This window comes from Acinetobacter sp. YH12094, from assembly GCF_013419295.1.
Taxonomy (GTDB): Bacteria; Pseudomonadota; Gammaproteobacteria; order Pseudomonadales; family Moraxellaceae; genus Acinetobacter; species Acinetobacter amyesii.
Genome location: NZ_VPAK01000009.1, coordinates 30,774 through 53,992, shown reverse-complemented (window position 1 = coordinate 53,992; position 23,219 = coordinate 30,774). Strand labels below are relative to the sequence as shown.

General features: G+C 40.3%; 22 protein-coding genes. 10 read left to right on the top strand and 12 right to left on the bottom strand.

Annotated elements, in window-relative coordinates:
* Positions 1 to 254: 254 nt before the first annotated feature.
* Positions 255 to 833 (top strand): 1-acyl-sn-glycerol-3-phosphate acyltransferase, encoded by a 579-nt coding sequence (locus FTU34_RS08745; protein WP_171262613.1) that lies wholly within the window; start codon positions 255 to 257, stop codon positions 831 to 833.
* Positions 834 to 914: 81 nt separating this feature from the next.
* On the opposite strand, the gene FTU34_RS08740 is transcribed toward FTU34_RS08745, so the two are convergent.
* Positions 915 to 1,244 (bottom strand): hypothetical protein, encoded by a 330-nt coding sequence (locus tag FTU34_RS08740; protein WP_180024138.1) that lies wholly within the window; start codon positions 1,242 to 1,244, stop codon positions 915 to 917.
* A gap of 190 nt (positions 1,245 to 1,434) precedes the next feature.
* The gene (locus FTU34_RS08735; RefSeq protein WP_180035379.1) at positions 1,435 to 2,172 is read right to left on the bottom strand and encodes a sulfite exporter TauE/SafE family protein; all 738 of its coding nucleotides are present in this window, start codon (positions 2,170 to 2,172) and stop codon (positions 1,435 to 1,437) included.
* A gap of 199 nt (positions 2,173 to 2,371) precedes the next feature.
* On the opposite strand from FTU34_RS08735, the gene FTU34_RS08730 reads away from it, so the two are divergent.
* A complete protein-coding gene (locus tag FTU34_RS08730; RefSeq protein WP_180035380.1) occupies positions 2,372 to 2,854 on the top strand; it encodes a hypothetical protein in 483 nt (160 codons plus the stop codon).
* A 56-nt stretch (positions 2,855 to 2,910) separates the two neighbouring features.
* Here FTU34_RS08730 and rsmD read toward each other — a convergent pair whose 3' ends face one another.
* Both rsmD and mrdA read right to left on the bottom strand, forming a co-directional pair.
* On the bottom strand, positions 2,911 to 3,462 hold the full coding sequence (gene rsmD, locus FTU34_RS08725) for a 16S rRNA (guanine(966)-N(2))-methyltransferase RsmD (protein ID WP_168378319.1): 552 nt from the start codon (positions 3,460 to 3,462) through the stop codon (positions 2,911 to 2,913).
* Between the two features lie 3 nt (positions 3,463 to 3,465).
* Positions 3,466 to 5,508: a penicillin-binding protein 2 gene (gene mrdA / locus FTU34_RS08720; RefSeq protein ID WP_180011847.1), complete on the bottom strand. Its 2,043-nt coding sequence runs from the start codon at positions 5,506 to 5,508 to the stop codon at positions 3,466 to 3,468.
* A gap of 234 nt (positions 5,509 to 5,742) precedes the next feature.
* On the opposite strand from mrdA, the gene FTU34_RS08715 reads away from it, so the two are divergent.
* The 4 genes from FTU34_RS08715 (at position 5,743) to FTU34_RS08700 (ending at position 8,669) form a co-directional block, all read left to right on the top strand.
* Positions 5,743 to 6,261: a hypothetical protein gene (locus FTU34_RS08715; protein WP_078192958.1), complete on the top strand. Its 519-nt coding sequence runs from the start codon at positions 5,743 to 5,745 to the stop codon at positions 6,259 to 6,261.
* Positions 6,262 to 6,325: 64 nt separating this feature from the next.
* Complete coding sequence (locus FTU34_RS08710) at positions 6,326 to 7,642, top strand: hypothetical protein (protein ID WP_218948322.1); 1,317 nt, start codon at positions 6,326 to 6,328, stop codon at positions 7,640 to 7,642.
* An 84-nt stretch (positions 7,643 to 7,726) separates the two neighbouring features.
* Positions 7,727 to 8,386: an adenylate kinase gene (gene adk, locus FTU34_RS08705; protein ID WP_078189866.1), complete on the top strand. Its 660-nt coding sequence runs from the start codon at positions 7,727 to 7,729 to the stop codon at positions 8,384 to 8,386.
* An 85-nt stretch (positions 8,387 to 8,471) separates the two neighbouring features.
* Positions 8,472 to 8,669, top strand: coding sequence for a hypothetical protein (locus FTU34_RS08700; RefSeq protein ID WP_111885664.1), 198 nt, complete (start codon positions 8,472 to 8,474; stop codon positions 8,667 to 8,669).
* 56 nt (positions 8,670 to 8,725) lie between these two features.
* Here FTU34_RS08700 and nth read toward each other — a convergent pair whose 3' ends face one another.
* Together nth and FTU34_RS08690 are read right to left on the bottom strand one after the other, a co-directional pair.
* Positions 8,726 to 9,415 carry an endonuclease III gene (nth, locus tag FTU34_RS08695; protein ID WP_180035381.1) on the bottom strand — a complete coding sequence of 230 codons (690 nt, stop codon included), beginning with the start codon at positions 9,413 to 9,415 and terminating at the stop codon, positions 8,726 to 8,728.
* A 2-nt stretch (positions 9,416 to 9,417) separates the two neighbouring features.
* A complete protein-coding gene (locus FTU34_RS08690; RefSeq protein ID WP_180035382.1) occupies positions 9,418 to 10,212 on the bottom strand; it encodes an RnfABCDGE type electron transport complex subunit B in 795 nt (264 codons plus the stop codon).
* 330 nt (positions 10,213 to 10,542) lie between these two features.
* Here FTU34_RS08690 and gdhA point away from each other — a divergent pair, with 330 nt between their 5' ends.
* Positions 10,543 to 11,889: an NADP-specific glutamate dehydrogenase gene (gene gdhA, locus FTU34_RS08685; RefSeq protein ID WP_227591817.1), complete on the top strand. Its 1,347-nt coding sequence runs from the start codon at positions 10,543 to 10,545 to the stop codon at positions 11,887 to 11,889.
* 584 nt (positions 11,890 to 12,473) lie between these two features.
* Here the strand turns inward: gdhA and FTU34_RS08680 are convergent.
* From FTU34_RS08680 to rlmH, 3 genes are all read right to left on the bottom strand, one after another.
* Complete coding sequence (locus FTU34_RS08680; protein ID WP_180035383.1) at positions 12,474 to 13,250, bottom strand: META and DUF4377 domain-containing protein; 777 nt, start codon at positions 13,248 to 13,250, stop codon at positions 12,474 to 12,476.
* Between the two features lie 167 nt (positions 13,251 to 13,417).
* Positions 13,418 to 14,194: a dioxygenase gene (locus FTU34_RS08675; protein WP_078192951.1), complete on the bottom strand. Its 777-nt coding sequence runs from the start codon at positions 14,192 to 14,194 to the stop codon at positions 13,418 to 13,420.
* 137 nt (positions 14,195 to 14,331) lie between these two features.
* Entirely contained in the window at positions 14,332 to 14,814 is a 483-nt protein-coding gene (gene rlmH, locus FTU34_RS08670; RefSeq protein WP_078189858.1) for a 23S rRNA (pseudouridine(1915)-N(3))-methyltransferase RlmH, read from the bottom strand.
* A gap of 152 nt (positions 14,815 to 14,966) precedes the next feature.
* Between rlmH and FTU34_RS08665 the strand changes: the two genes are divergently transcribed.
* On the top strand, positions 14,967 to 15,929 hold the full coding sequence (locus FTU34_RS08665; protein WP_180035384.1) for a M20/M25/M40 family metallo-hydrolase: 963 nt from the start codon (positions 14,967 to 14,969) through the stop codon (positions 15,927 to 15,929).
* Between the two features lie 415 nt (positions 15,930 to 16,344).
* On the opposite strand, the gene lon is transcribed toward FTU34_RS08665, so the two are convergent.
* The 3 genes from lon to FTU34_RS08650 form a co-directional block, all read right to left on the bottom strand.
* Positions 16,345 to 18,771, bottom strand: a complete 2,427-nt coding sequence (gene lon / locus FTU34_RS08660; protein WP_180035385.1) for an endopeptidase La — start codon at positions 18,769 to 18,771, stop codon at positions 16,345 to 16,347.
* Positions 18,772 to 18,918: 147 nt separating this feature from the next.
* The gene (locus tag FTU34_RS08655; protein WP_180035386.1) at positions 18,919 to 19,506 is read right to left on the bottom strand and encodes a 5-formyltetrahydrofolate cyclo-ligase; all 588 of its coding nucleotides are present in this window, start codon (positions 19,504 to 19,506) and stop codon (positions 18,919 to 18,921) included.
* A 137-nt stretch (positions 19,507 to 19,643) separates the two neighbouring features.
* Complete coding sequence (locus FTU34_RS08650; protein ID WP_180035387.1) at positions 19,644 to 20,171, bottom strand: OmpA family protein; 528 nt, start codon at positions 20,169 to 20,171, stop codon at positions 19,644 to 19,646.
* A gap of 337 nt (positions 20,172 to 20,508) precedes the next feature.
* On the opposite strand from FTU34_RS08650, the gene FTU34_RS08645 reads away from it, so the two are divergent.
* Complete coding sequence (locus tag FTU34_RS08645) at positions 20,509 to 20,961, top strand: hypothetical protein (protein ID WP_180035388.1); 453 nt, start codon at positions 20,509 to 20,511, stop codon at positions 20,959 to 20,961.
* A complete protein-coding gene (locus FTU34_RS08640) occupies positions 20,958 to 23,183 on the top strand; it encodes a cadherin-like domain-containing protein (protein ID WP_180035389.1) in 2,226 nt (741 codons plus the stop codon). The genes FTU34_RS08645 and FTU34_RS08640 overlap by 4 nt, the downstream gene beginning before the upstream one ends.
* Positions 23,184 to 23,219 lie beyond the last annotated feature (36 nt).

Here is a 23,219-nt window from a genome sequence, read left to right as displayed (position 1 = left end):
TATAATGCTAAGCGTGACTTTTATTGCTCAAGAAAAATAGCCTATTCCTGTTAACAATTGTGTGTTTGGTTAATACATCAAAACAGACATTTGATTTTTAAAATTCGTAAATAGTGAAATATTGGTGATTTACCTAAAAGTGAACGCTAAAGGACATTTATATATTAATTGGTGAATAACTAAACAATATAGGCTTTTATAATTATTTTGCGTTGTTAAACTCTGCGGCATAGAAAAAACTGTCGGTGCAAATTGTGTTTGAAAAAACAGCGGAAAAAAGTCTGAACTTAATGGGGTGGCAAATTGATAACCATTGGGATTTAAATATCGACCAATGTGTCATGATTGCAGCGCCACATACCAGTAATTGGGATGCACTTTATGCACGCCTTGCCCTGAAAGCTTTAGGGGTAAATGTTCGTATCACGATTAAAGACAGTTATATGAAATTCCCGTTTGGGCCTTTTGTACGTGCTATGGGCGGAATAGGTATTAATCGTCGTCCAAAACAAGATGGTGAAGCACGTCAAAGTATGGTTGAGCTCATGGCTGACTTATTTAAGCATCATCCCAAATTAGTCATGTTGGTAACCCCTGAAGGGACACGCGCCAAACAAGAGAAGTGGAAAACCGGTTTTTATCATGTTGCTATGCAAGCGGGTGTGCCGATTGCTTTAGCCTATATGGACTATGCGCAGAAAAAAACGGGTGTGGGTAAAATTGTTTATCCTACAGGCGATTATGAAAAAGATATGGCTGAAATCATGGATTTTTACGCGCAAATTCATGCCAAATTTCCTGAAAAATTCAGTGTCGATACACGCTATCACTAATCCAACAAACCAATAAAAAAGGACAGCATCGGCTGTCCTTTTTTATGTTTAGATTCTTCTGTTTAGATTTTTATGTTGATTTTAATCATTAAAGTCGGGATGAATACCGCCCAGATTTTGACATGCCGCCTTATAAATAATGTATTGCTGGTCAACCACATCGATGAGCGGAATACGAAATAACTTTTCGCCTTGCTTATAGCTATCGATATAAGACACGACTTTTTGTTTGCTTGATGCTAGTTTTTCTTCATGGAAAGTTGTAATCGAGCTATGAGTCATATGTGAACTTTCAATATTATTGCATTGAAAATGGGAGAGTAGTTTTTCAGCTTTTTTAATTTCGCTGGACGTGCCAAACATACAGCCGCTAAGCAGAGTCACACCTGCAAGCAGGATGAACTTTTTCATGGTTTTATTTTAAGCAAAATTATGAGGTGCAATATTCTATTAATTTTCGACAAAAAAATTAATAACTTTTTTACCATTTGGCTAATTTTTATTTAAATGTGAACTGTGTCATTGTTACAAGATGTGAATGTCTAACTGAAAAGGCTTTTTGTTAGAACAATTTGGACAAATATCTTTAGGTTTGGAGTCATCAGGTTAAGATACTCATCGTCACCAAGAAGCAGCCTGAAGAGAATAGAAGACCTAATACAATATGTTTAAATTGGCGTTCTGAAATGCGATAAAAAAGTTTGGCACCAAAAATCACTGGAAAAGCCATAATCACCAAAAGCACGGCTAAATAGGGCAGATGTTCACGATGGATGATTCCTTGTAATAGGTAGCTAATGAGTGTGACGAGCTGAATAGCTAAATTGAAATGTCGCAAAATATAGCGTTGTTCTGCTTTGGGTGTATTTTTCAGCATGAGCCATGCAGAGGGTAATGCACCACAAAAGCCTCCAAGACCACCCAAGATTCCAGCAATATATCCGATACTAGAATCCGCCCATTTCCCTGTCTTTTGGATGAATGAAAATTTTGGATTAAAAAATAAAATTGGGCACCAAAACATTAAAAAAGCGCCCAAAACTAATTTAAATGTATCCGGATTAATGCTGTCTAATAAATAGGTACCGAGTGGCACACCTAAAATTCCTGCAATTAAATAGGGATAAATGATTTTTCTATTGATTGGAATGCTTTTACGTTCTGATGATAATGAAATGAAGTGGCTATAAACTGAAGCGCAGACCACCAAGGGTGCGGCTATTTGAGGGGGGAGTATCCAAACCCAAAATGACATTGCGATAAGGGCGAATGCAAACCCTGTTAATCCTTGTACGAATCCCGCAAAGATGGCACCAAGAATAAAAATCAGCCAAGTCATTAAATTACAGCTTTGAAATACGTGGCGCTATTGTAGTGAATTTTTCTATATAAATGTGGCTGACTGAGCAAATGTAGCAAAATTGGATGTCAAATGATGAATAAAACATGAATGTTTAAATACAGCAGATGTACACAGACTTCCGATTGAATTCATTTCGATAAGTGAAAATGCTCTTCATCAAAGAGGAGTGCTACACATGCTTAAACAAGTTGCTTTGCTATCTGTAGTTGCAGTTACATTTACAGGGTGTGTCGTGGCGCCATTTGATGATGGCCGATACCATTCGAATCAATATGGCTATGCAAATCAATATGGTTATTCAGGTCAATATAGGGGGTCATACGGACAGCGCTATGACTCAAGTCAGCGTTATGACCGTTCATATGGTCGAGTGAATAGCCCGCAACATCGACCAAACTCACCACGACCGAATTCGAATAGCCGTCCAGACGATATATATAAACCAAATGCGCATAAACCGAATGTACAGAAACCTTCATCTCAGCATCCGTCAAATGTGCATCGTCCAAGCACAAAGCCTCAGACGCCAGCTAAATCCAATACAAGCAAGCCTCAGCTGCAAAAAACACAGCAACAACGTCCAAAAGTGACGCTCGTGGATAAAGTTAAAACCCCGGGTGGATTTAACAGCCAGCGTCCACTTCGACCACAGGTTTAATGATTTTCAAGTAATAAAAAAGGACGCATTGACGTCCTTTTTTGTGTGCATTTACATTAAGCCTTTTTATATAAGCCTGCACGCACCGTCCCAGCTTTGGTTTGTTTGATTTGCTGCCAACTGCTCGGGAGTTTTAACTGAGCAAGATCACGATCAGCTTCGATATAAATTAAACCATTGTCTGCAATGCACGGATCGACCAACTCAGCAAGTTCCTGCCATAAATCAAGACTATAAGGGGGATCTAAGAAAATCAGATCAAATTGGTCTTTCAAGTTAGGAATGGCTTGTTGTGCCGTCATGTTTTTAAGTTGTACGCGTTGTTTACTGACTCTTAAAAGTTCTAAATTGTCCATGAGGAATTTCGCTTGGGTGCGATCAGGTTCAATTAAAACAGCTTCTGCTGCACCACGCGAGAGTGCTTCAAATGACAAAGCACCTGAACCTGTACAGAGGTCGAGGACTTTGGCATTTTGAACATCCCACATGAGCCAGTTAAATAATGTCTCGCGGACACGGTCAGGTGTAGGGCGTAAACCGTCAATACTGGCAAAAGGTAATTGACGACGCTTCCATTCACCACCAATGATTCTTAATTGATTTTTCATGAATTATTCCTCATCGGTTGCATGTGCGGCACTGGCAGCACGAGGTGTTGTATTTGCACTATTCGGTTGTTGAGTTGCACTATTGTTCTGCTGTGCAGTTGGGCTTGCATTTGGATCGGCAGATAAAATATTCGAGCCGCTTGGTAATTCACTCGGTTTTAGACCTGCAGTCATGAGACCACCGCTAATTTGATGGCCTGCAGGACGAATTGGATTCTTTTTACGTGTTAATAACCAGTAGTCAAACATTGGTTTAGCAATTTGAGCAGCAGAACCACCGTGACGACCATTTTCCCAAACGACGGCAATCGCAATTTCAGGTTTTTCCGCAGGGGCAAAACCAACAAATAAACCATGGTCAAGCTGACGTTCTGTCAATAAAGATTCGTTATAGCGTTTACCTTGGGCAATACTTTTAACCTGTGCGGTGCCTGTTTTACCTGCGATTTGATACATTGGGGTACGAATACCACGACCGGTCCCTGTTTGAACCACATCAATCATGGCATCACGCATTTTGATCCAATCATCTGGCTTACCATTAAATTGAATGCGACCATTCGGGGCGTTATGGACTTTGTGGACTTTAGCGCCTTTACTTTCACGCAAAACGTGAGGTGTAACATGAGAGCCTTGATTGGCGGTAATAGCAGTCGCCATCGCCAGTTGTAATGGTGTTGCTGTAAATGCACCTTGACCAATACTGACAGAAATGGTTTCACCTTTAAGCCAGTTGGACTTCCGTGTGCGGAGCTTCCATTCAGGATTTGGATATAGCCCCGTACTTTCACTTGGTAAATCTACACCGGTTTTTTCACCGAAACCAAACTGACGCATCCAAGTATTCATTTTTTCAATGCCCATGCGATAGGACAAGACATAGAAGTAGGTATCGCAGGAAATGACTTGAGCTTTGTGTAAATTAACTGAGCCATGACCAGTTTTTTTGTGGTCACGGAAACGATGGCTGTCACCCGGAAGCGTGAAATAGCCCGGATCTGAAATGGCAGTACTCCAGTCCACTAGACCATAATGAATACCACCTAGACCAAACATCGGTTTGATCGTTGAACCTGGAGGATAAGCCCCTTGCACAGCACGGTTATATAATGGCTGATCGAGGCTATCACGTAGTTCAGAATAATCTTTGCTGCTAATGCCAGTAACAAATAAATTGGGGTTAAAACTAGGACTGGACACAAGAGCAAGAATTTCCCCAGTACGTGGGTCAATCGCCACAATTGCACCACGTCGATCTGCAAGCTGCTCTGAAGCGACCATTTGCAGTCCATAATCTAGGGATAAATATAAGTCATTACCACGAATCGGATCTTTACGACCTAGATGTCGTAACACATTACCAAAGGCATCGGCTTCAACCGACTCATTTCCTGGCATACCATGTAAAAGTTCTTCGTATGATTTTTCAACGCCAATTTTACCGATCAGGTTTGAGCCAGCGTATAAATCTTTATCAATCGTTTTTAGTTCTTTGTCATTAATACGACCTACGTAGCCAATCACATGGGCAAACAGTTCACCATGTGGATAGTAGCGAGTCATTTGGGTCTCTATATTGACACCTGGGAATTGATATTTCACCTCACTAAAACGGGCGATATCATTTTCATTTAAATTCAGTTTAATCGAAACGCGTTCAGTCTTTTTAGAGGTTTTAATCCGACTTTTGAAACGTTCGATGTCTTCATCAGTCAGTTCTAACAGAGGCGTTAGGCGCTCTACCGTATCATCAATGTCTTCAACATCCGCACGGCTCATGGTTGCCGAGAAAACCGGATAATTATCCGCTAATAACACACCATTACGGTCATAGATATAACCACGAGAAGGTGCAAGTGGTTGCAATCGAATTCGGTTTTGATCGGCAGCAGTCGAAAAGGTCTCATAACTTTTGATTTGCAAATATGCATATCGTGCCACAAGCAACAGCATAAAGAAGGAGACAATCCCTATCGAAATCACCACGCGATTACGATAAATCCGCTTTTCTTGCTGGACATTTTTTAAAGGATAATGCTGCTTCATACGCGATCGACTTAAAGACTGAGAGCTAAAATAACGGAAGAGGCATATTCTAGCGCAACTGACATTTTTTTGATAAATAAAAACGACTCTGCTGTGATTGCAGTCTATATTTTGACTTTGCAGACATGAAAAATATGGGGCTTTGTGTATAACAGTTCATATTATTCTGCTAAAGTCGAAACGTATAAAAAAGGAATATTCCAAAAAATAATACTAAGGAAGTTTGTGAAAACAATGAATAAATTATATCCATTGCTTGCATTTATGATGCTCGGAAGCATCGCACATGCCAATGACAATTCATTTTTACCTGAGGCAAAGTTAACAGGTAAGGGTTATCAACCATGGAATGTTGGAGCAGGTTTTACTCAAAAAATTATTCACGTGAATGGTGAGTGGGTAAACCCATATGGCATTGCCTATGCAAAAGCTGGTGTTTTCTTGAACGATGATAAAACACCTGGTGGGCAAGTCGGCTTTCGTTACCCAGTTCATTTCACTGGCAAAGATAAAAATGGTTATTATATCGGAGCTTATGCGGGCCACATCGACTCCAAGAAAGTAGATGGTGAAGATGAAGCGCGTTTAGGTGGTGGTATCGATCTTGCTTATGTGATGTTGAGTGCCGAGCGTATTAGTACGTTTAGTGTAGGCTTGGGTGCGGGTGAAAAATTAGAAGACAAATCAGGTAATGTGATTGTGGAAACCGAACCGAGACTACAAATCTCATATACTTTAAGTTTCGGTTTGTAGTGAAAATAATCAACTTTATTTTATAACCGCACTCACTGAATAAAATTAAATATGGAAGTTATGCATGCTTGAGTACGTTAACGAATTGTGGCAAACCTTTTTGCAACGTCCCGATTTTTGGGCTGTGCTGAGTATTATCCCCGTTACCGCATTCGTTACCTGGGCACACGTTTGGATGGCACTGAAAATGGTGTTTTACCCGATTAATTTCTGGGGATTCCATTTAGGTCCATTACCCGTGGGATGGCAGGGGATTGTGCCAAGAAAAGCTGGACGTATTTCTGGCATTATTACGGATAACACATTGTCTAAATTGGGTTCCTTGCGCGAGTTTTTGGATGCAATGGATCCTGAGGATATGGCGCGCATCATTGGTGAACAAGTTGGCTTTGAACTTGAACATTTGATTGATGAAGTCATGCTAGACCGAAATGCGGTGCTTTGGGAAAACTTACCGTATTCGATTAAACGCCGTATTTATGCCCAAGCACATAAACAGCTGCCAAATACCTTAAAAGAACTCGTGACCGAACTGACCATGAACGTAGAGTCACTTGTTGACATGCGTGAAATGGTGGTGAGTCAAATGGAAGCGGATCGTCTCTTGATGGTGCGGATGTTCCTTAAAGTTGGCCAAAAAGAAATCAACTTTATTTGGCATATCAGTGCCTTGATTGGGATGTTCTTTGGTATCTTCCAAATGATCGTTTGGTTTGTGGTGCCTTGGCATTGGACGGTTCCATTTTGGGCAGCAATCTGGGGATTTTTGACCAACTGGATTGCCATCTGGATGGTATTTAATCCCATTGAGCCGCACCCCGTAAAGTATTTGCAATTGTTTGAATTAACTAAAGATCGTAAATTCCCTTGGATTAAACCTGTGATTCCACGTATTGGAACGTACAATGTTCAAGGGGCGTTTATGAAACGCCAAGAAGAAGTTTCGGATGTATTCGCAAGTGTAGTCACAGAAGACCTAATTACGTTAAAATCCATCATGACCGAAATGATGTATGGCGGGAAGAAAGATAAGACCCGTCGCATTGTGAAACGTCATATTAATGAAATTATGGAATCTCCACTGGTTCGTACCTCATTACAGTTGTCTTTAGGTCCAAAAGAGTACGCAAAACTCAAGACAGACTTGATCGATCGCTCAATTGAAATTACGATGGTGCCTGTATGCGACCCTGCGTTTAATGCGAGCCGTGCACAGAAAATCTTTCAAATGTTTAGAGACCGTATTCGTGAGCTAACACCGAAAGAATTTCAAAATCTATTACGTCCTGCATTTCAGGAAGACGAATGGATTTTAATTGTCTTGGGTGGTGTAACCGGTTTTATCGCGGGTACAATACATTTGTTTGTGGCTTTCTTATAATTAGATGCTGGAAGATGATCTGAATCTTGGGTTTAGATCACTACATAGCGTCATATACAATGTTTAAAATGAGGATGTTTTTTTATGCGCATTATATTACTCGGACCACCTGGAGCAGGTAAAGGGACACAAGCTCAGTTGATCTGTAAGCGCTACGATATCCCACAAATTTCAACCGGTGATATGCTCCGTGCTGCGATTCGTGAAGGTACTGAATTAGGTCTACAAGCTAAAAGCGTCATGGACAATGGCGGCCTTGTATCTGATGAGCTTATTATTGGTCTTGTAAAAGAACGCATTGCTCAACCTGACTGTGTCAACGGCTGCATTTTCGACGGTTTCCCGCGTACGATTCCACAAGCTGAAGCGCTTGAAAACGAAGGAATCAGCATCGATCACGTAATTGAAATCGATGTACCTGACGAAGAAATCGTTCAACGTTTATCTGGTCGTCGTCAACACCCAGCATCTGGTCGTGTATATCACACCGTTTACAACCCACCAAAAGTGGAAGGTAAAGATGACGAAACTGGTGAAGACCTTGTTCAACGTCCGGATGACCAAGAAGCAACAATTCGTAAGCGTTTAGGTTCTTACCACGCTGAAACTGAGCAATTGGTTGGTTTCTACCAAGGTCGTGCAGCTTCTGGAGAAAACGCACCAACTTATGACAAATTAAATGGTCTTCGTCCAATCGATCAAGTTCAAACTGATTTGTTCGCGATTTTAGATCAGTCTAAATAATTCAGTTTTTTTGAATTTTTGACAATCAAAGAGTCCTACTGCATAGTGGGGCTCTTTTTTATGTGGCTTTTAGGGCGAATCTGTTATGAAATTTGCTTTGGTTATAATGGTCATCATCGCTGTAGCGGTGTTATTGGGCTTATTATTTGTCAGCTTTAAAATGTTGCGTAAAGTGCAAGTGGAAGAAGTAGAGCAAGCTAAACTGAACCCGAAGCAATATCGCTTACATCCAAAGCTGCAGCAAGAGCTTAATAAAAAACACAAAAAACAAGATAAAAATTAAGCATCGACTCGATAAATTAATTCTTACAAATTTCATCAACTCCCAAATTGAAGAGATTAATCATCAATTTGGGTAGTTTTAATCGGTCTTAATGCGCCAAAGTCAAAACGGTCAGGCCAATTACATACATCAGACACGATACATTCATGACATTTGGGTTTGCGGGCAATGCAGCAATAGCGTCCATGTAAAATCAGCCAATGATGTGAATCAACAATAAACTCTTTGGGGATGACTTTGACGAGTCGGTGTTCGACTTCCAAAACATTTTTGCCGACAGCCAATCCTGTACGATTACCTAAACGAAAAATATGCGTATCAACGGCCATGGTTGGTTGTCCAAAAGCAGTATTCAGCACCACATTTGCAGTTTTACGACCGACACCGGGTAAGGCTTCCAAATCTGCACGATTATTCGGAACGATGCTGTTGTGCTTCTCAATGAGCATCTTGCAGGCTTTAATGACATTTTCCGCTTTTGAGTTATACAGGCCAATGGTCTTGATATATTCCTTCAGTCCGTCAACACCTAACGCATAAATAGCTTCAGGAGTATTTGCTACTGGAAAAAGTTTATCTGTGGCTTTGTTGACACTGACATCTGTGGCCTGAGCAGATAGGGTAACAGCCACTAAAAGTTCAAATGGACTACTATAATTGAGTTCAGTTTTCGGGTTGGGGCGTTGCTCACGTAAGCGTTCAAAAAAAGTTTGAATTTGCTTCTTAGTCATGTTTTTAACAGCCATGATTAAGCCCCTTGCAGTTGTGTTAGTTGTAGCGTGAGCGTATGGAGTAATTCACGTTTTTTTGCATCGTCTCGAACACTCAGTTGTTTTTCTAACTTTTTGATTTGTGTTCGAATTTTTGCAAGTTCAATGGTGGTTTTTGCATCGAGTTGAACGACTGGCGTAGCAGGTTTTTCCACGACTTCAATGACCGGTACTGAGTCTGTCTGGGTCGAAAATTGGGCAAAAAGTTCCGTATCAATTTCAGCACGTACGACTGGGCCTTTACGATGAATTCTGCGCTTTTCCTCACGTTGAATATGTGCATAGTAGCGGCGACGTAAATCATTCTGTTCTGCGATTCGAACGACTTCAGATGGCACTTGATCAAGCTCTTCGACAAGGTCGATACAATCCACTGGACAAGGTGGAATGCAGAGTTCGCAGCCCGTACATAAATCCGTCAAGACGGTATGCATCAATTTGCCTGAGCCAATAATGGCATCAACAGGGCAGGCACTAATACATTTGGTACAACCAATACATTCATCCTCACGAATCACAGCTTTAACCCGTTGCGGGCGTCCATCACTTTGGATTGGCCAAATGCTGGCTTCTGCTGTTAAGTGTGGACGATTTAATAACGCTGCTAGTGAATCTGCCACAGGTTGACCACCGGGTATACATTTATTGGCTTCTTCTCCTTCACTGATGGCTTTGGCATAGGGTAAGCAGCCGTCTCGGTGTCCACAAAGTCCACATTGAGTTTGTGGCAATAGGGCATCAATTTGTTGGATGAGGGAAATTTCAGAAGTCATGGGTAGTCGCGAGTACAAATGAAGGCAGAGAAAAACCAAAGAGGACGTTGAATTCTAGCATGTTTCAGTATGAATTGCTGTGCGCAAAAATGGGTCTATAGATGCATCATAAATGAGCAAAATAATTCATTAAAATATTCCTAAAAGTAATAGTATTTATAACTAAAATAACTGATTAATCAATTTAAATCGCTGTTCTATAAAGAATTTAAAGATTTTTTAAAAAAACTATTGCTGATTAGTTACAAAAGATATTTAATATTTTGCGCCAAAATATATCTTTGATCAAAATTGTGATCAATTTTGATCCATACATCTGCTGAGGATTAAGTGTTGAAATATAACAGCCTTAACGACTTCCTAGACTACGTTAAAACACGTGATGAACATCAACCTGAATTTCTTCAAGCTGTTGAAGAAGTGATGACGAGCCTTTGGCCATTCATCGAAAAGAACCCACAATATGCTGACTACGGTTTGCTAGAACGTCTTGTTGAGCCTGAGCGTGCAATTCAGTTCCGTGTTTCATGGGTAGATGACAAAGGTCAAACTCAAGTTAACCGTGCTTTCCGTGTTCAATACAACTCAGCAATTGGTCCATTCAAAGGTGGTATGCGTTTCCACCCATCAGTGAACCTTTCAATTCTTAAATTCTTAGGTTTTGAACAAACTTTCAAAAATGCCTTAACTACACTTCCTATGGGTGGTGGTAAAGGTGGTTCAGATTTTGACCCTAAAGGTAAATCTGAAGGCGAAATTATGCGTTTCTGTCAAGCATTAATGATCGAATTATACCGTCATCTTGGTTCTAACACTGACATCCCTGCGGGCGACATCGGTGTAGGTGGCCGTGAAGTGGGCTACATGGCTGGTATGATGAAAAAATTAAGCAACGACACAGCATGTGTGTTCACTGGTAAAGGTTTAACTTTCGGTGGTTCACTTGCACGTCCTGAAGCAACTGGTTACGGTACTGTGTATTTCGCTGAGGAAATGCTGAAAACTCGTGGCGACAGCTTTAAAGATAAAGTTGTAACGATTTCGGGTTCTGGTAACGTTGCACAATACGCTGCTGAAAAAGCAATGTACTTGGGTGCGAAAGTGGTTTCACTTTCAGACTCAGCAGGTACTGTATACGTAAAAGACGGTTTCACAACTGAACTTCTTGCTGAAGTAATGGAATTGAAAAACGTTAAGCGTGGCCGTATTTCTGAATTTGCATCTAAGCACGGTTTTGAATATTTAGAAGGTCAACGCCCTTGGTCAATCAAATGTGATATCGCGCTGCCATGTGCAACTCAAAATGAATTAGATGAAGCTGATGCCGAAGCTCTTCTTGCTAATGGCGTAATCTGTGTTGCTGAAGGCGCAAACATGCCATCTACTTTGGCTGCAGTTGAGAAATTCGTTGAAGCGAAAATTCTTTATGCACCAGGTAAAGCATCTAATGCGGGTGGTGTTGCAACTTCTGGTCTTGAAATGTCTCAAAACGCAATTCGTTTGGGTTGGACTTTCGAAGAAGTTGACGAGCGTCTACACGCGATCATGAAAGAAATTCACCGCAACTGCGTGAAATACGGTACTGAAGAAGATGGTACTGTGAACTATGTAAACGGTGCGAACATTGCAGGCTTCGTAAAAGTTGCTGACGCAATGCTTGCTCAAGGCGTTTACTAAGTTCTCCGTTAGTTTAACTGAAAACCGAGGCTCAAGCCTCGGTTTTTTTATGGCTGAATGGTTTGGAATATATTGGATTGTTAATTAGTGCTCATCAGGGTAAGTTGGATTTCGCTATCCATAACGTTGAAGTGAAAATTTAAGGGTTGGCTGAGCAAACGTTTAATATGAAGCTCTTGCTGATGTAATTGTGGGTAGAACTTCATTGTACTCCCTACATCATAATTGCGGCCAATGTGATTACAGCTGCTAAAAAATGTCACAGGGGTATTGTTGAATGTGAGTGTGGTTTGGGAGGTTAGAGCGTTATTCTCTACGAGAACCCACGTCTTTTGAGTTAATTGTTCTGCTTCAAAATCGTGTCAATGGGTAATTCGCTGTATGCTTAAAAATATCTGTCCGTTGATTGCGATTCGTCAGGATGAATTCAGTAATTTGCAAGAAGGAGCTTTAGATTAACATCGCTAAAGCGTTGGCTGAACAGTACATCGTGATTTCAATACTATGCATATCCAATCAGCGTTTGCGGTTGTGTAGATATAAAAAAACCGAGGCGATGACCTCGGTTTTTTATCGGCTGTAACTTACAAGGTACCTTTTACGGCTTCACGTTCGACTGACATATCAAAAATATAGGCATATTTTGATTGGTCAGCAGCAGGGTTTTTACGTTCAAAACGTTTTACGCGAATAATTTGGCGTTCTGCAGGAGTGTGCTTAAAGCCTTCAATTTGATCGTAAAATAAGGTCCAGTCTTTATCAACTTGTGTTTTTAGGCCTTTTTCATCGTACTTCACTTCACGTACTTGCAAACAAGTTTGTGGAGCAACGCCTGTACATTGTTTCGTTTCAGGACTGACTTCTAGGAAAATCGTTTCGCCTTGTGAGTTATATTGGGTTTCAGGTGTTAATTTTCCAGTGAACACCAGTTTCTCACCTGTTGCAGAGATAATGGTTAACGTTGGATTTTGTGGATCTGTGGTATTTAAAACAAAAGGTGCTTTACGGTCACTAAAGAGTGAAGATGCAAGTCCTTCTTGTTTCATCGCATTATCAGGACACGCCATCATGGTAGATGCAATGTTGCCTGTTACAAGTGTATTGTGTTCAACTTTCCATTGGGTTGACATGCTGTTACAGCTGGTTGAAATACCCAAAGTGCCATTTTCTAGAAAATTTAAAACTAAAGGTTTTGGTGCATTTTCAGTGGTGGTGCTCCATTGATATGAAGCTAAAGTTTTATCAGCATTTTGTTGTTGTAATACGCTCACGGCTAAATCTCCAGCTTTTTGGATATCGCTTGATTGACATGCTGCAAGGGCTAAAGGGAAGAGGGCGATTGCTAAATATTTTAATTTCATTACGCTAACTGTTCTAAGTGAATTTCAGCCTGTAGCATAACCCATTCATTTTAAAAAAATATGAATACATTCAGCTCAAATAAGTAGCAAAATGTATCCATAAATAATAATTTGTTAACTTATTAATATAGATTATGAATAAGTCAATCTATCTCATTTTTCCACGTTTAATCAAAACGATAAATATCCATACCCAGTGAACCCATACTAAAACTACTGTGAACAATAGAGAAGCGGGGGCCTGCACCCATCGCGAAGAAGATAGGTGCAAAATGTTCAATGGTCGGATGGTTGCGTTGTACAAACGGAATATTTTGCCAATCGAGAACTGCATCAAAATCTTGATGAGTGAGCTTATTGACCACAAAATTACGGAATGTAGACGCCCATTCAGGCACGGCTGCTGCACGTCCATCCCAAGCCAATTCACGTAAGTTATGAGTAATACTGCCCGATCCAATCAACAGGATTTGCTTGTCACGTAAAGGTGCAAGCGTTTGTCCAATTTTATAGATCTCTTGCGCAGACATGGTCATCGGCAGTGATATTTCAATTACAGGAATGTCGGCATCAGGATACATATGCAATAACGGCATCCAAACGCCATGATCGCGTGGACGGGTGCTGTTGGCATGTGCAGATAATCCTGCATTGGCAAGCAAATGAAGGATTTCTTCAGCAAGCGCTGGGTTACCCGGTGCTGGATAACGAATATCATAAAGTTCCGCAGGGAAACCACGGAAGTCATGCCAAGTTTCAGGACGGGCACTGGTACTTACTTCTAGTGCGTTACTTTCCCAATGTGCTGACATGATAACAATGGCTTCAGGTTTTGGAAGATTCAGGCTTAAACGTTCCAACGCAGGACCGACTTGCTCAGGATTGATGGCAAGCATAGGTGAGCCATGGGAAATAAATAAACCTGGAAGTGTTTGTAAATTCATCGCGGTCGCCGTTGGTTGTTTAAAGGAATATGATGATCATGCACTAAATTATTCAGCGTAACAATTCGGATAATTTCAACGGTTTGTTTCATTGTTGCAACGCTGTAATTGCTGTATACGCTGGATGTCATTTCGGATTAACCCGCACGATGGTAAGGGTGATTATGGTTAATACTCATTGCACGGTATAGCTGTTCGATGAGCATGACACGAACCATTGGATGCGGCAAAGTTAGTTTAGACAAAGACCAATGCCATGCTGCAGCTTTACGTACTGCTTCAGAATGTCCATCTGGCCCACCAATGGCTAAAACCACATCATTGCCTTCAAGCATCCAACCTTTCATGGTTTCAGCTAGTTTTTCCGTACTGAACTCTCGACCACCGACTTCTAAGGCGATCAGCACTTCATTCGATTTCATGGCATTTAAAATGCTGTCACCTTCAATTTGACGGTATTTTAAAATGTCGGCTTCTGAGTCGTTCTTGCCACGTTTAGCCATAGGCAGTTCAATGATCTGCGTTTGAACAAATGGCTGAATACGTTTGAAATAATCTTCAAAACCCGTCAGAACCCATGCTGGCATTTTTTGACCGATTGTCAGAATACGAATTTTCATACAGCGCCTGAAAGTATACAAAAGAGCATTATAACGGTTCGCTTGCGCTTTGTATGTTCAGACACAATTTGCAATTGAAATCGTGTTCTGCTTGCTGTTTAAATACGCAGCATAAACAGATTTGATCAAAGATGAAAATTGGAATAATAACAATGAAAAAAACATGGCAGGACGGTAAATTATTTTTGCTCAAGCAAGCAGCAATGCTTTCAATTTTTGCATTGTGTTCATTTGCGGCGTATGCCAACAATATTAGAACGGCTGAACCAGATAATTTAAAAGTCTATTTAGAACAAATTATTGGTAATGAAGCTGAATATCGTAACTATAAGAACATTCAAGAGTTAAACCGGGTGTCTGCTTGGATTCGTGAGCAGATGCGTTTATTTGGTGTGAATTGTCGTTTTCAAACCTATACCGTAAACAGCCAGCCATACCGTAATGTGGTCTGTCCCTTAAATGCAGGGCATAGCAACCGAGTGATCGTTGGTGCGCACTACGATGTATTTGAGGAGCAGCATGGCGCCGATGATAATGCTTCTGGCGTTGCAGGTGTACTCGAAGCTGCTCGGATTCTTTCGGCTGAAAAAGCGCGTTTAAAACAAAATATTGAGTTTGTATTTTATACCCTCGAAGAACCGCCATATTTTAGAACAGAGTCGATGGGCAGTTTTATCCATGCAAAATCGGTAGCAAAGGAAAAGGATAAAATTTCAGGTGTGTATATTCTGGAAATGATTGGTTATTTTGATCCCAAAGTCACTCAAGATTATCCAGTTGGACTGAAATGGATTTATCCATCTCATACGAATTTTATTGCATCGGTGGGGAATATTCAGTCTCGTGACTTAACCTCATCGTATTGTGCGGCGATGGAGTCTTTGAAGCAACTACAATGTGAACGCTTGATTTCACCGTCATTTATTCAGGGTGTGGATTTTTCAGACCATATGAATTATTGGCAATTTGATATGCCGGCGATGATGATCACCGATACTGCATTTTATCGTAATAAGCACTATCACACCGAGCAAGATACTATGGATAAATTAAACTTAGACAAGATGGCTCAAGTGATCGATGGTTTAGTGAAAACCATTTTAAATTTGAAATAGCATGTCTTTAAACACATGACATAAAAAACGCAGCCCCGAAAGCCTGTGGACTGCGATAAAAGGTCATCTACCTGGAGATGTAGATGACCATCTTGTTCCAATGATCATCACGCTTTTAGACGTGATTGGAACCAATAAAGAAACATACAGCGCGTATATCTCTCTACTATATATGTGGGATAGAGGGCGATATTTCAAGTAATAGCATTCAAATTTTGTAAGACTTTCTTATTGGCTATTCTTGATCTTGATGTCGAATTAGAAATAGTAATCCAATCAAAAGTTGTAGCTGTTTTCTTGAGTCTTATCATAGCGAAGGATTTGAATGAAATTTTTCGAATATTTAGTTGAAAGCATGAATAAAAAAAGCCCTGTCGAAACAGGGCTTTTTTCTTTTATTGCGAGTTGCTAGCGCTTAGTGACGAGCAGCTTTGCCACCTTCAGTTGCTTTGACAATCGGTGTCTTTGCAAGAGGTTTAGGCATATCAACCAAGGCTAGTGGTAAAATCTCATCAATCGATTTCACTGGTTTAATTTCTAGACCTTCTTTGACATTGTCTGGAATCTCAGTCAAGTCACGAACGTTATCTTGTGGGATAAAGACAAGCTTGATGCCACCACGGTGAGCAGCGAGAAGTTTCTCTTTTAAACCACCAATGCGCATTGCACGGCCACCAAGACTGGTTTCACCGGTCATCGCAATATCTGGACGAATCGCAATGCCTGTAAACGCTGAAACAAGTGCGGTAGTTAGGGCTAGACCAGCAGATGGGCCATCTTTCGGTGTTGCACCTTCTGGTAAATGCACGTGTACATCAGTTTCTTCAAAGCGAATCGCTTCAATACCTAGTTCATCTGCACGGGTACGTACAACAGTCATCGCTGCTGTGATCGATTCTTTCATAACATCGCCAAGAGAACCAGTGGTAATGAACTTGCCTTTACCTTTCACTGCTGCAACTTCAATCGTCAGTAGTTCACCACCAACAGATGTCCAAGCCAAGCCGTTTACACGACCCACTTCAGCTTCTTCTTCGGCCATACCGAAGTCGAATTTGTGTGGACCTAAGTAGTCAGGAAGATTTTTCGAATTCACTTCAATTTGAAGATTTTTCGCTTTCTTGCTCACCGCTTCTTTTACCACTTTACGCGCAATTTTCGACACTTCACGCTCTAAGCTACGGACACCGGCTTCACGTGTATAACGTTGTACGATATCGCGAATGGCTTCTTCGTGAACGGTTAATTCTTTTGCGCGTAGACCATTATTCTTGATGGCTTTTGGAACAAGGTAACGTTCAGCAATATTCACTTTTTCATCTTCGGTGTAACCCGGTAGACGAATCACTTCCATACGGTCAAGCAAAGCTTCTGGAATATTCATGCTGTTTGCAGTACAGATGAACATCACTTCAGAAAGGTCTAGATCAAGATCTAAGTAGTGATCATTGAACTTGCTGTTTTGTGATGGATCTAGGACTTCAAGCAATGCTGAAGCAGGGTCGCCACGATAGTCTTGCGCCATTTTGTCAATTTCATCGAGTAAGAACAGTGGGTTCTTTACTCCAACTTTAGTCAAAGACTGCACAATTTTACCCGGCATCGCACCGATATATGTACGACGGTGACCACGGATTTCAGCTTCGTCGCGCACGCCGCCAAGCGCCATACGGACAAATTCACGACCAGTTGCTTTGGCAACAGATTCACCGAGTGAAGTTTTACCTACACCTGGAGGACCAACTAAGCACAGGATTGGGCCACGAAGCTTTTTCACACGTGATTGAACAGCAAGGTATTCCACGATGCGGTCTTTCACGTCGTCTAAACCATAGTGATCGGCATCAAGAATATCTTGAGCTTTCGCAAGGTTAATGCTGACTTTGCTGGCTTTGTTCCAAGGCGTATCTAAAATAACTTCTAGATAGTTACGCACGACAGCAGCTTCGCTCGAAGCAGGTTGCATTGCTTTTAGCTTACGGAACTCATTTTCAGCTTTCTTGCGTACATGTTCAGGTAAATCGGCTTCAGCTAGACGTTTTTCAATTTCTGCAACGTCATCCTCACCACCGCCATTCATGTCAGAAAGTTCGCGTTGAATGACCTTCATTTTTTCATTTAAGAAGTATTCACGCTGATTCTTTTCCATTTGGCGTTTTACAGAATCATGTAAGGTTTGCTCAATTTGCTGTTCTTCTGACTGTTGTAATAAATACGTCATGAGCTCAGCTAAATGTGCTTCAAATTCATCATGCTCTAAGAATTTTTGCTTTACATCAATATTCAAAGGCACGCGTGTTGCTATGAAGAATAATAATTGTAGCAAATCATCAATTTTATTGGCTGCTGCAATCAATTCACGTGCGTTACGCAATTTTGCTTCTGCATATTGAGCAAATAAGGTGCGTAATTCTTCCACACGATTATTCTGAGTTTCTGAGTCAACAGAAACCGTCATTGGGCTTAATGAATGCTCGGCAGTCAGGTAATCATCGGTATCGATAATTTTTTCTAACTTGGCACGATATAAGCCTTCAATCAGTACTTTTATACAGTTTTCATCATTCTCATGATTCACAACTTGCACAATCTTCGCGACAGTACCGTATTGATATAAATTGTCGTGATCAATTTCTTCTGTAAGCGAATCTTTTTGTGCAACTACGAATACAAGATTGTCACTGTCACGTGCGACATTGACTGCATTGATCGACTTTTCACGACCCACAAACAGTGCAATTTGCATGTGAGGATATACAACCACATCTCGTAGCGCTAAGAGCGGTAATACGCTCGGAATTGTAGTTTCCAAGCTTTCTTCATTCATAATAATCTCAGACATGGGCACTCCTAATGAGTGACAACGGTGTTGCCATGTTTTTTATAGTGATGTGTATTTTTTAAATTACAAGGGTCATGCCAATTAAAATGTGTAAAAAATGACTAAATATGTGATTTTTAAGTGTAACTCAGTGTCAAAAATATCAAATTAACGCTTAAAACGTAAAAAATGGGAGGGGGTTAAAAGTGCATCTAAAGGCTGATCCCATGATTCTCTTTTTAGTGTTTCATTGATTAATTGAAAGTCATGTGCAAGACCTAGTCGGTAGGGCTTTGTTGGTGCAGTCGCGAGGGTTTTATCGTAAAAACCTCCACCCATCCCAATGCGCGTGCCGAAGTGATCACAAGCAAGTAAAGGTAAAATAAGTAGATCTAAATGGGCGACATGTTGACCACGACTGGCCATCGGTTCTTTCATGCCCAGTGGGTGATGGGAAAATCGTTGGTTGCAATATTGGTTGCGTGTAATTTCGACCCACACCAATTGTTGATTCATGTTGCAAATCATGGGTAAATACACGTGTTTTTGATGCGCAAAACAGTAGTGGATGATCTTTTGAGTGTGAATTTCACCGAATGCATGTAAATACACGCCTATATGCTGACTGCGCTGAAAATGACTGAGTCTGACTAAACGCTGTAGGACTTGTTGTTCAGCTTGTCGTTGGGTCCATAGGTTTAGGCTACGACGCTGCTTGCGGAGTTGTTTACGAAGGCTGGTGGTGCTGAAAGTCATGATTCATTTCAAAGTAGCACAAAATTCTCAAAGGCATTTTAACGCGTTCAAGCTTAAAAGTCCGAAGAAATAGATTTTATCTTTTTTATATAAAGCGTTCCTTAAAACACTAGTCGGCTTAAGGAACGCGGACTTATTTAAGGCTTTTTAATACCAAGAATTTGGACGTCAACACGACGATCTGCTTGTAAGCAAGCTTTTAAGGTATTTCGATCTTGAACATCAAAACAACTATTGGTTACAGGCTGAGTTTCACCTGCTGAAGCGAAACTTAATTTGTCAGCAGCAATCCCTTGGTTCATTAAGTAATTTTTGACAGTTAGTGCACGTTGCAATGCAAGTTGCTGATTATATTTTTCACTGCCTAAACGGTCGGTATGTCCGGTAAGCTTAATCATATCAATACGTGCATATTGGTTATTAAGTTTAGTTGCTAGTTCATTCAAACTTGATTTACCTGCAGGAAGTAAATCGGTTAATTTGCCACCATTAAATTTAAATAAAGAATCGGCAGCTAAGTTTATATTATCTAAAATCGGTTCAATTGGTTTTATCACATTTTTTAGAGCATTTTCTCTAATCGAGCAATTATTAATCGTAGTGCCATCATTATTTAATATAATGGTTTTTCCGTTATTATCAACTGTAAGAAATAAGTTATTCAAAAGTGACTTTTCGTTTACATAATAGCTAACTGAATAATTTTCACAATGATTTGTACAATTTTTCACCTTAAATTGGTATTCACCTTCTTTTAAATAAAAATCAGCAGAATTATTAATATAAAAATCACCGGCTTTAAAGTCATCTATATAGAGCTTAGTTGCACATTTTTGGTTCTTAGCTTAATCATCTGCGCATAATTTTTCATCACGTTGAACATGTATTTTATATGCATCAATCATATTGTTTTGAAACAATAAATTATCTGGTTTTGCATATTTATTTACGCCAGGAAAAGTTGAACATGCGACAACTGAGCGTCCACAAGTTGAAGTGACTGTGACACCGAATGGTGACATCGTACAGACTTACCCTGATGACACCGATCCATCCACAATTACGCCTGACCAAATTACGGTTAAAGATCCAAATGGCAAAGACATCGTGGTTGAGTTTGGTACACCTGAGACTCAACCAGACGGTTCAATTACGGTAACGGGTAAAGTGCCAGAGGACGTTGAAGGCAAAGTTACGGTTAATGTACCAGAAGGTTCATATGAAGACACTTCGGGTAACCTGGGTCTACCAGGTACAGGCAACGAAAACATCAATATGGTTCCGCTTGTAGCAGAAGTGACGATTACACCAGATGGTAAGATCACTGTGACTTATCCTGATGATGTTGATCCATCGACAATTACAGAAGATAAAATCATTGTTGAAGGTCCAAATGCTCCAATCGAAGTACCATTTACGCCGCCAGTGGAACAACCAGATGGCTCATATGTGTGACTGGTGAAGTACCTCCGGGTGTTGATGGTGACATTACAGTAACTGTCCCAACAGAAAGCTATGAAGATAAATCAGGTAATCCGGGTGAGGAAGTAGATAAAACTGTCCCAGTGGACAATATCGCTCCTGAAGTTGAAACAACCCAAGTGGTTACGACAGAAGATCAAAGTGTGACATTAACATGGGCGCATTTTGGTATTTCAGATGCAAATACAGCAAATGATCAGCTTGTTATTACGGTAACAAATCTGCCAAAAGACGGTGTATTGACAATCGTAGATGCTGCTGGGAATAAAACACCAATCATCGTGGGTCAAACACTATCTTATGCTGATATTAATGCCGGAAAAGTTGTATTTGCGCCAGATTTTAACGAAGCTTCAGTAACTGACGGCGGAGTATATGCAGGCCTAGAATTTAATGTTTCTGATGGTAAACATGTGACTTCAGGTGAATTGGAAATTGTTGTTGATGCAGTGGCAGATAAGCCTTCTTTAACATTAGATTTATTAGATTGGAGCCCAACGGCAGTTAATTTAAATATTCAAACTTGGAATAATCTTAAAACTGTTACTGTTGATGGAAAATCTTATAATTTATTGCAAGGTAATGGTAATGGCATGCCAGCAGATACCTTGAGAACGGTTTTTGAATACTTAACCAGTTCGAAAAATACAACTCTTCCACCTGCAAGCACTAGTGAAACTACAAGTTTGGTTGATTCAAGTGTAGCAACCTATGAAGACGTTGCAATTACAGGTTATGTGTATTTGGAAGCTGGGCATACTTATAGCTATAAAGGTAAAGCAGATGATAGTGGTATGTTGATTATTGGAAACCAAGATCCTGTATTTGTGAGTTGGGGAGGCTTGAGCCAATCGGTAGACCTTAGCTTTACCGCTAAAGAGTCAGGGTTCTATACCTTTGATTTCTACATGCATAACCAAGCAGGTCAGGGTAATTATGATTTCCAATTAATCGATCAGTCACATGGTGATAAGATAAGTTATTATCCTAGTCTTGATGCTGCTGTATCAGATCTGAATAATTTTTATCAACAGACTAATCCTTCTGTGGAATGGCAAGTATCTGACTTGATTCAAGGAAGTAGTACCGATAAAGATCAAAATGGTTTCCATAGACCATATTTCAACCTAAGTGGTGAAGTTGGACAGGATATTTCTCTTGGTCTACTTAATACTAGTTTGAATGATCTCGATAGTTCTGAAAGCTTAACACTGAATTTCTCTGGTTTAGTTGAAGGTATGAAAATTTATGGTATTACAGAGGACGGAACTCGAGTATTGCTTGGAACTGCGGATACAAATGGCAATTTAAGTTTTGTCGCTGATGGCATGAGTATCGAAGGTTCAAGCTTAGTGGCGATTGCACCACCAAGTTTGGCTGTTACGGGTAATTCTTTACAGTTGAACGTGAAGCTTGAATCTCTTGCAACTGAAAAATCGAATGGTTCAACTGCAAGTTCAGAATTAGAGTTCGGTGTAATTTTGTATCCTGCTTCTGTAACAAACGCTGCACCTGAAATTGAAATTGAACCAGAAGTAGTCACTATTGGTGCAGCTGTTGCCGGTCAAAAAATTGCTGCTTATGCTGCATCGGATGCAGATAATGATAGTCTGACTGTGACATTTGCTAATGGCTCGACAGTTAGTGCCGACGGTTTCTATCAATTATCAGTGGCTGATCAATCTGTAACCTTAACTCAGAAAGGTGCGGATCAGTTAAATTCAGGTGCTGCACTACCTTCGATAAGTCTTCAAGTTACTGATGGTAAGGTTACAACTCCTGTAACTGGCAATGCTGAACTCATTGAGTTAAAAGCAACATTAACAAGTGAAATTTCGGTATCAACTTCAACATCAGGTGGAACAAGTGGTGGTTCATCAAGTTCAGTGATTAAAGTTCCAAACCTAGGTACGATTTATAAAGATGCACAAGGTAATTATGTTTCTGATGATCTTGTTGCGGGTGCGAAAATTGTAGATATTGCTGCACAGATGCAAGCTATTATCAATGATCCACAGTATGGTAATGATTTCAATAAAATTAACAATGCGCTAAGAATCTTTACTAATTTGAAAAGTGAAATTAACGTTTCTGAAATTATTATTATCAATTGGGAGAAAATTAACAAAGTTCTGACTCAGAAAGAGCTTGGGCTTAATTTCTCAAATAGTTTCCCTAAAGACTTTGGAGGTTAAAAAGGTACTCCGAGTGATTGGATTGTATTTGATGAA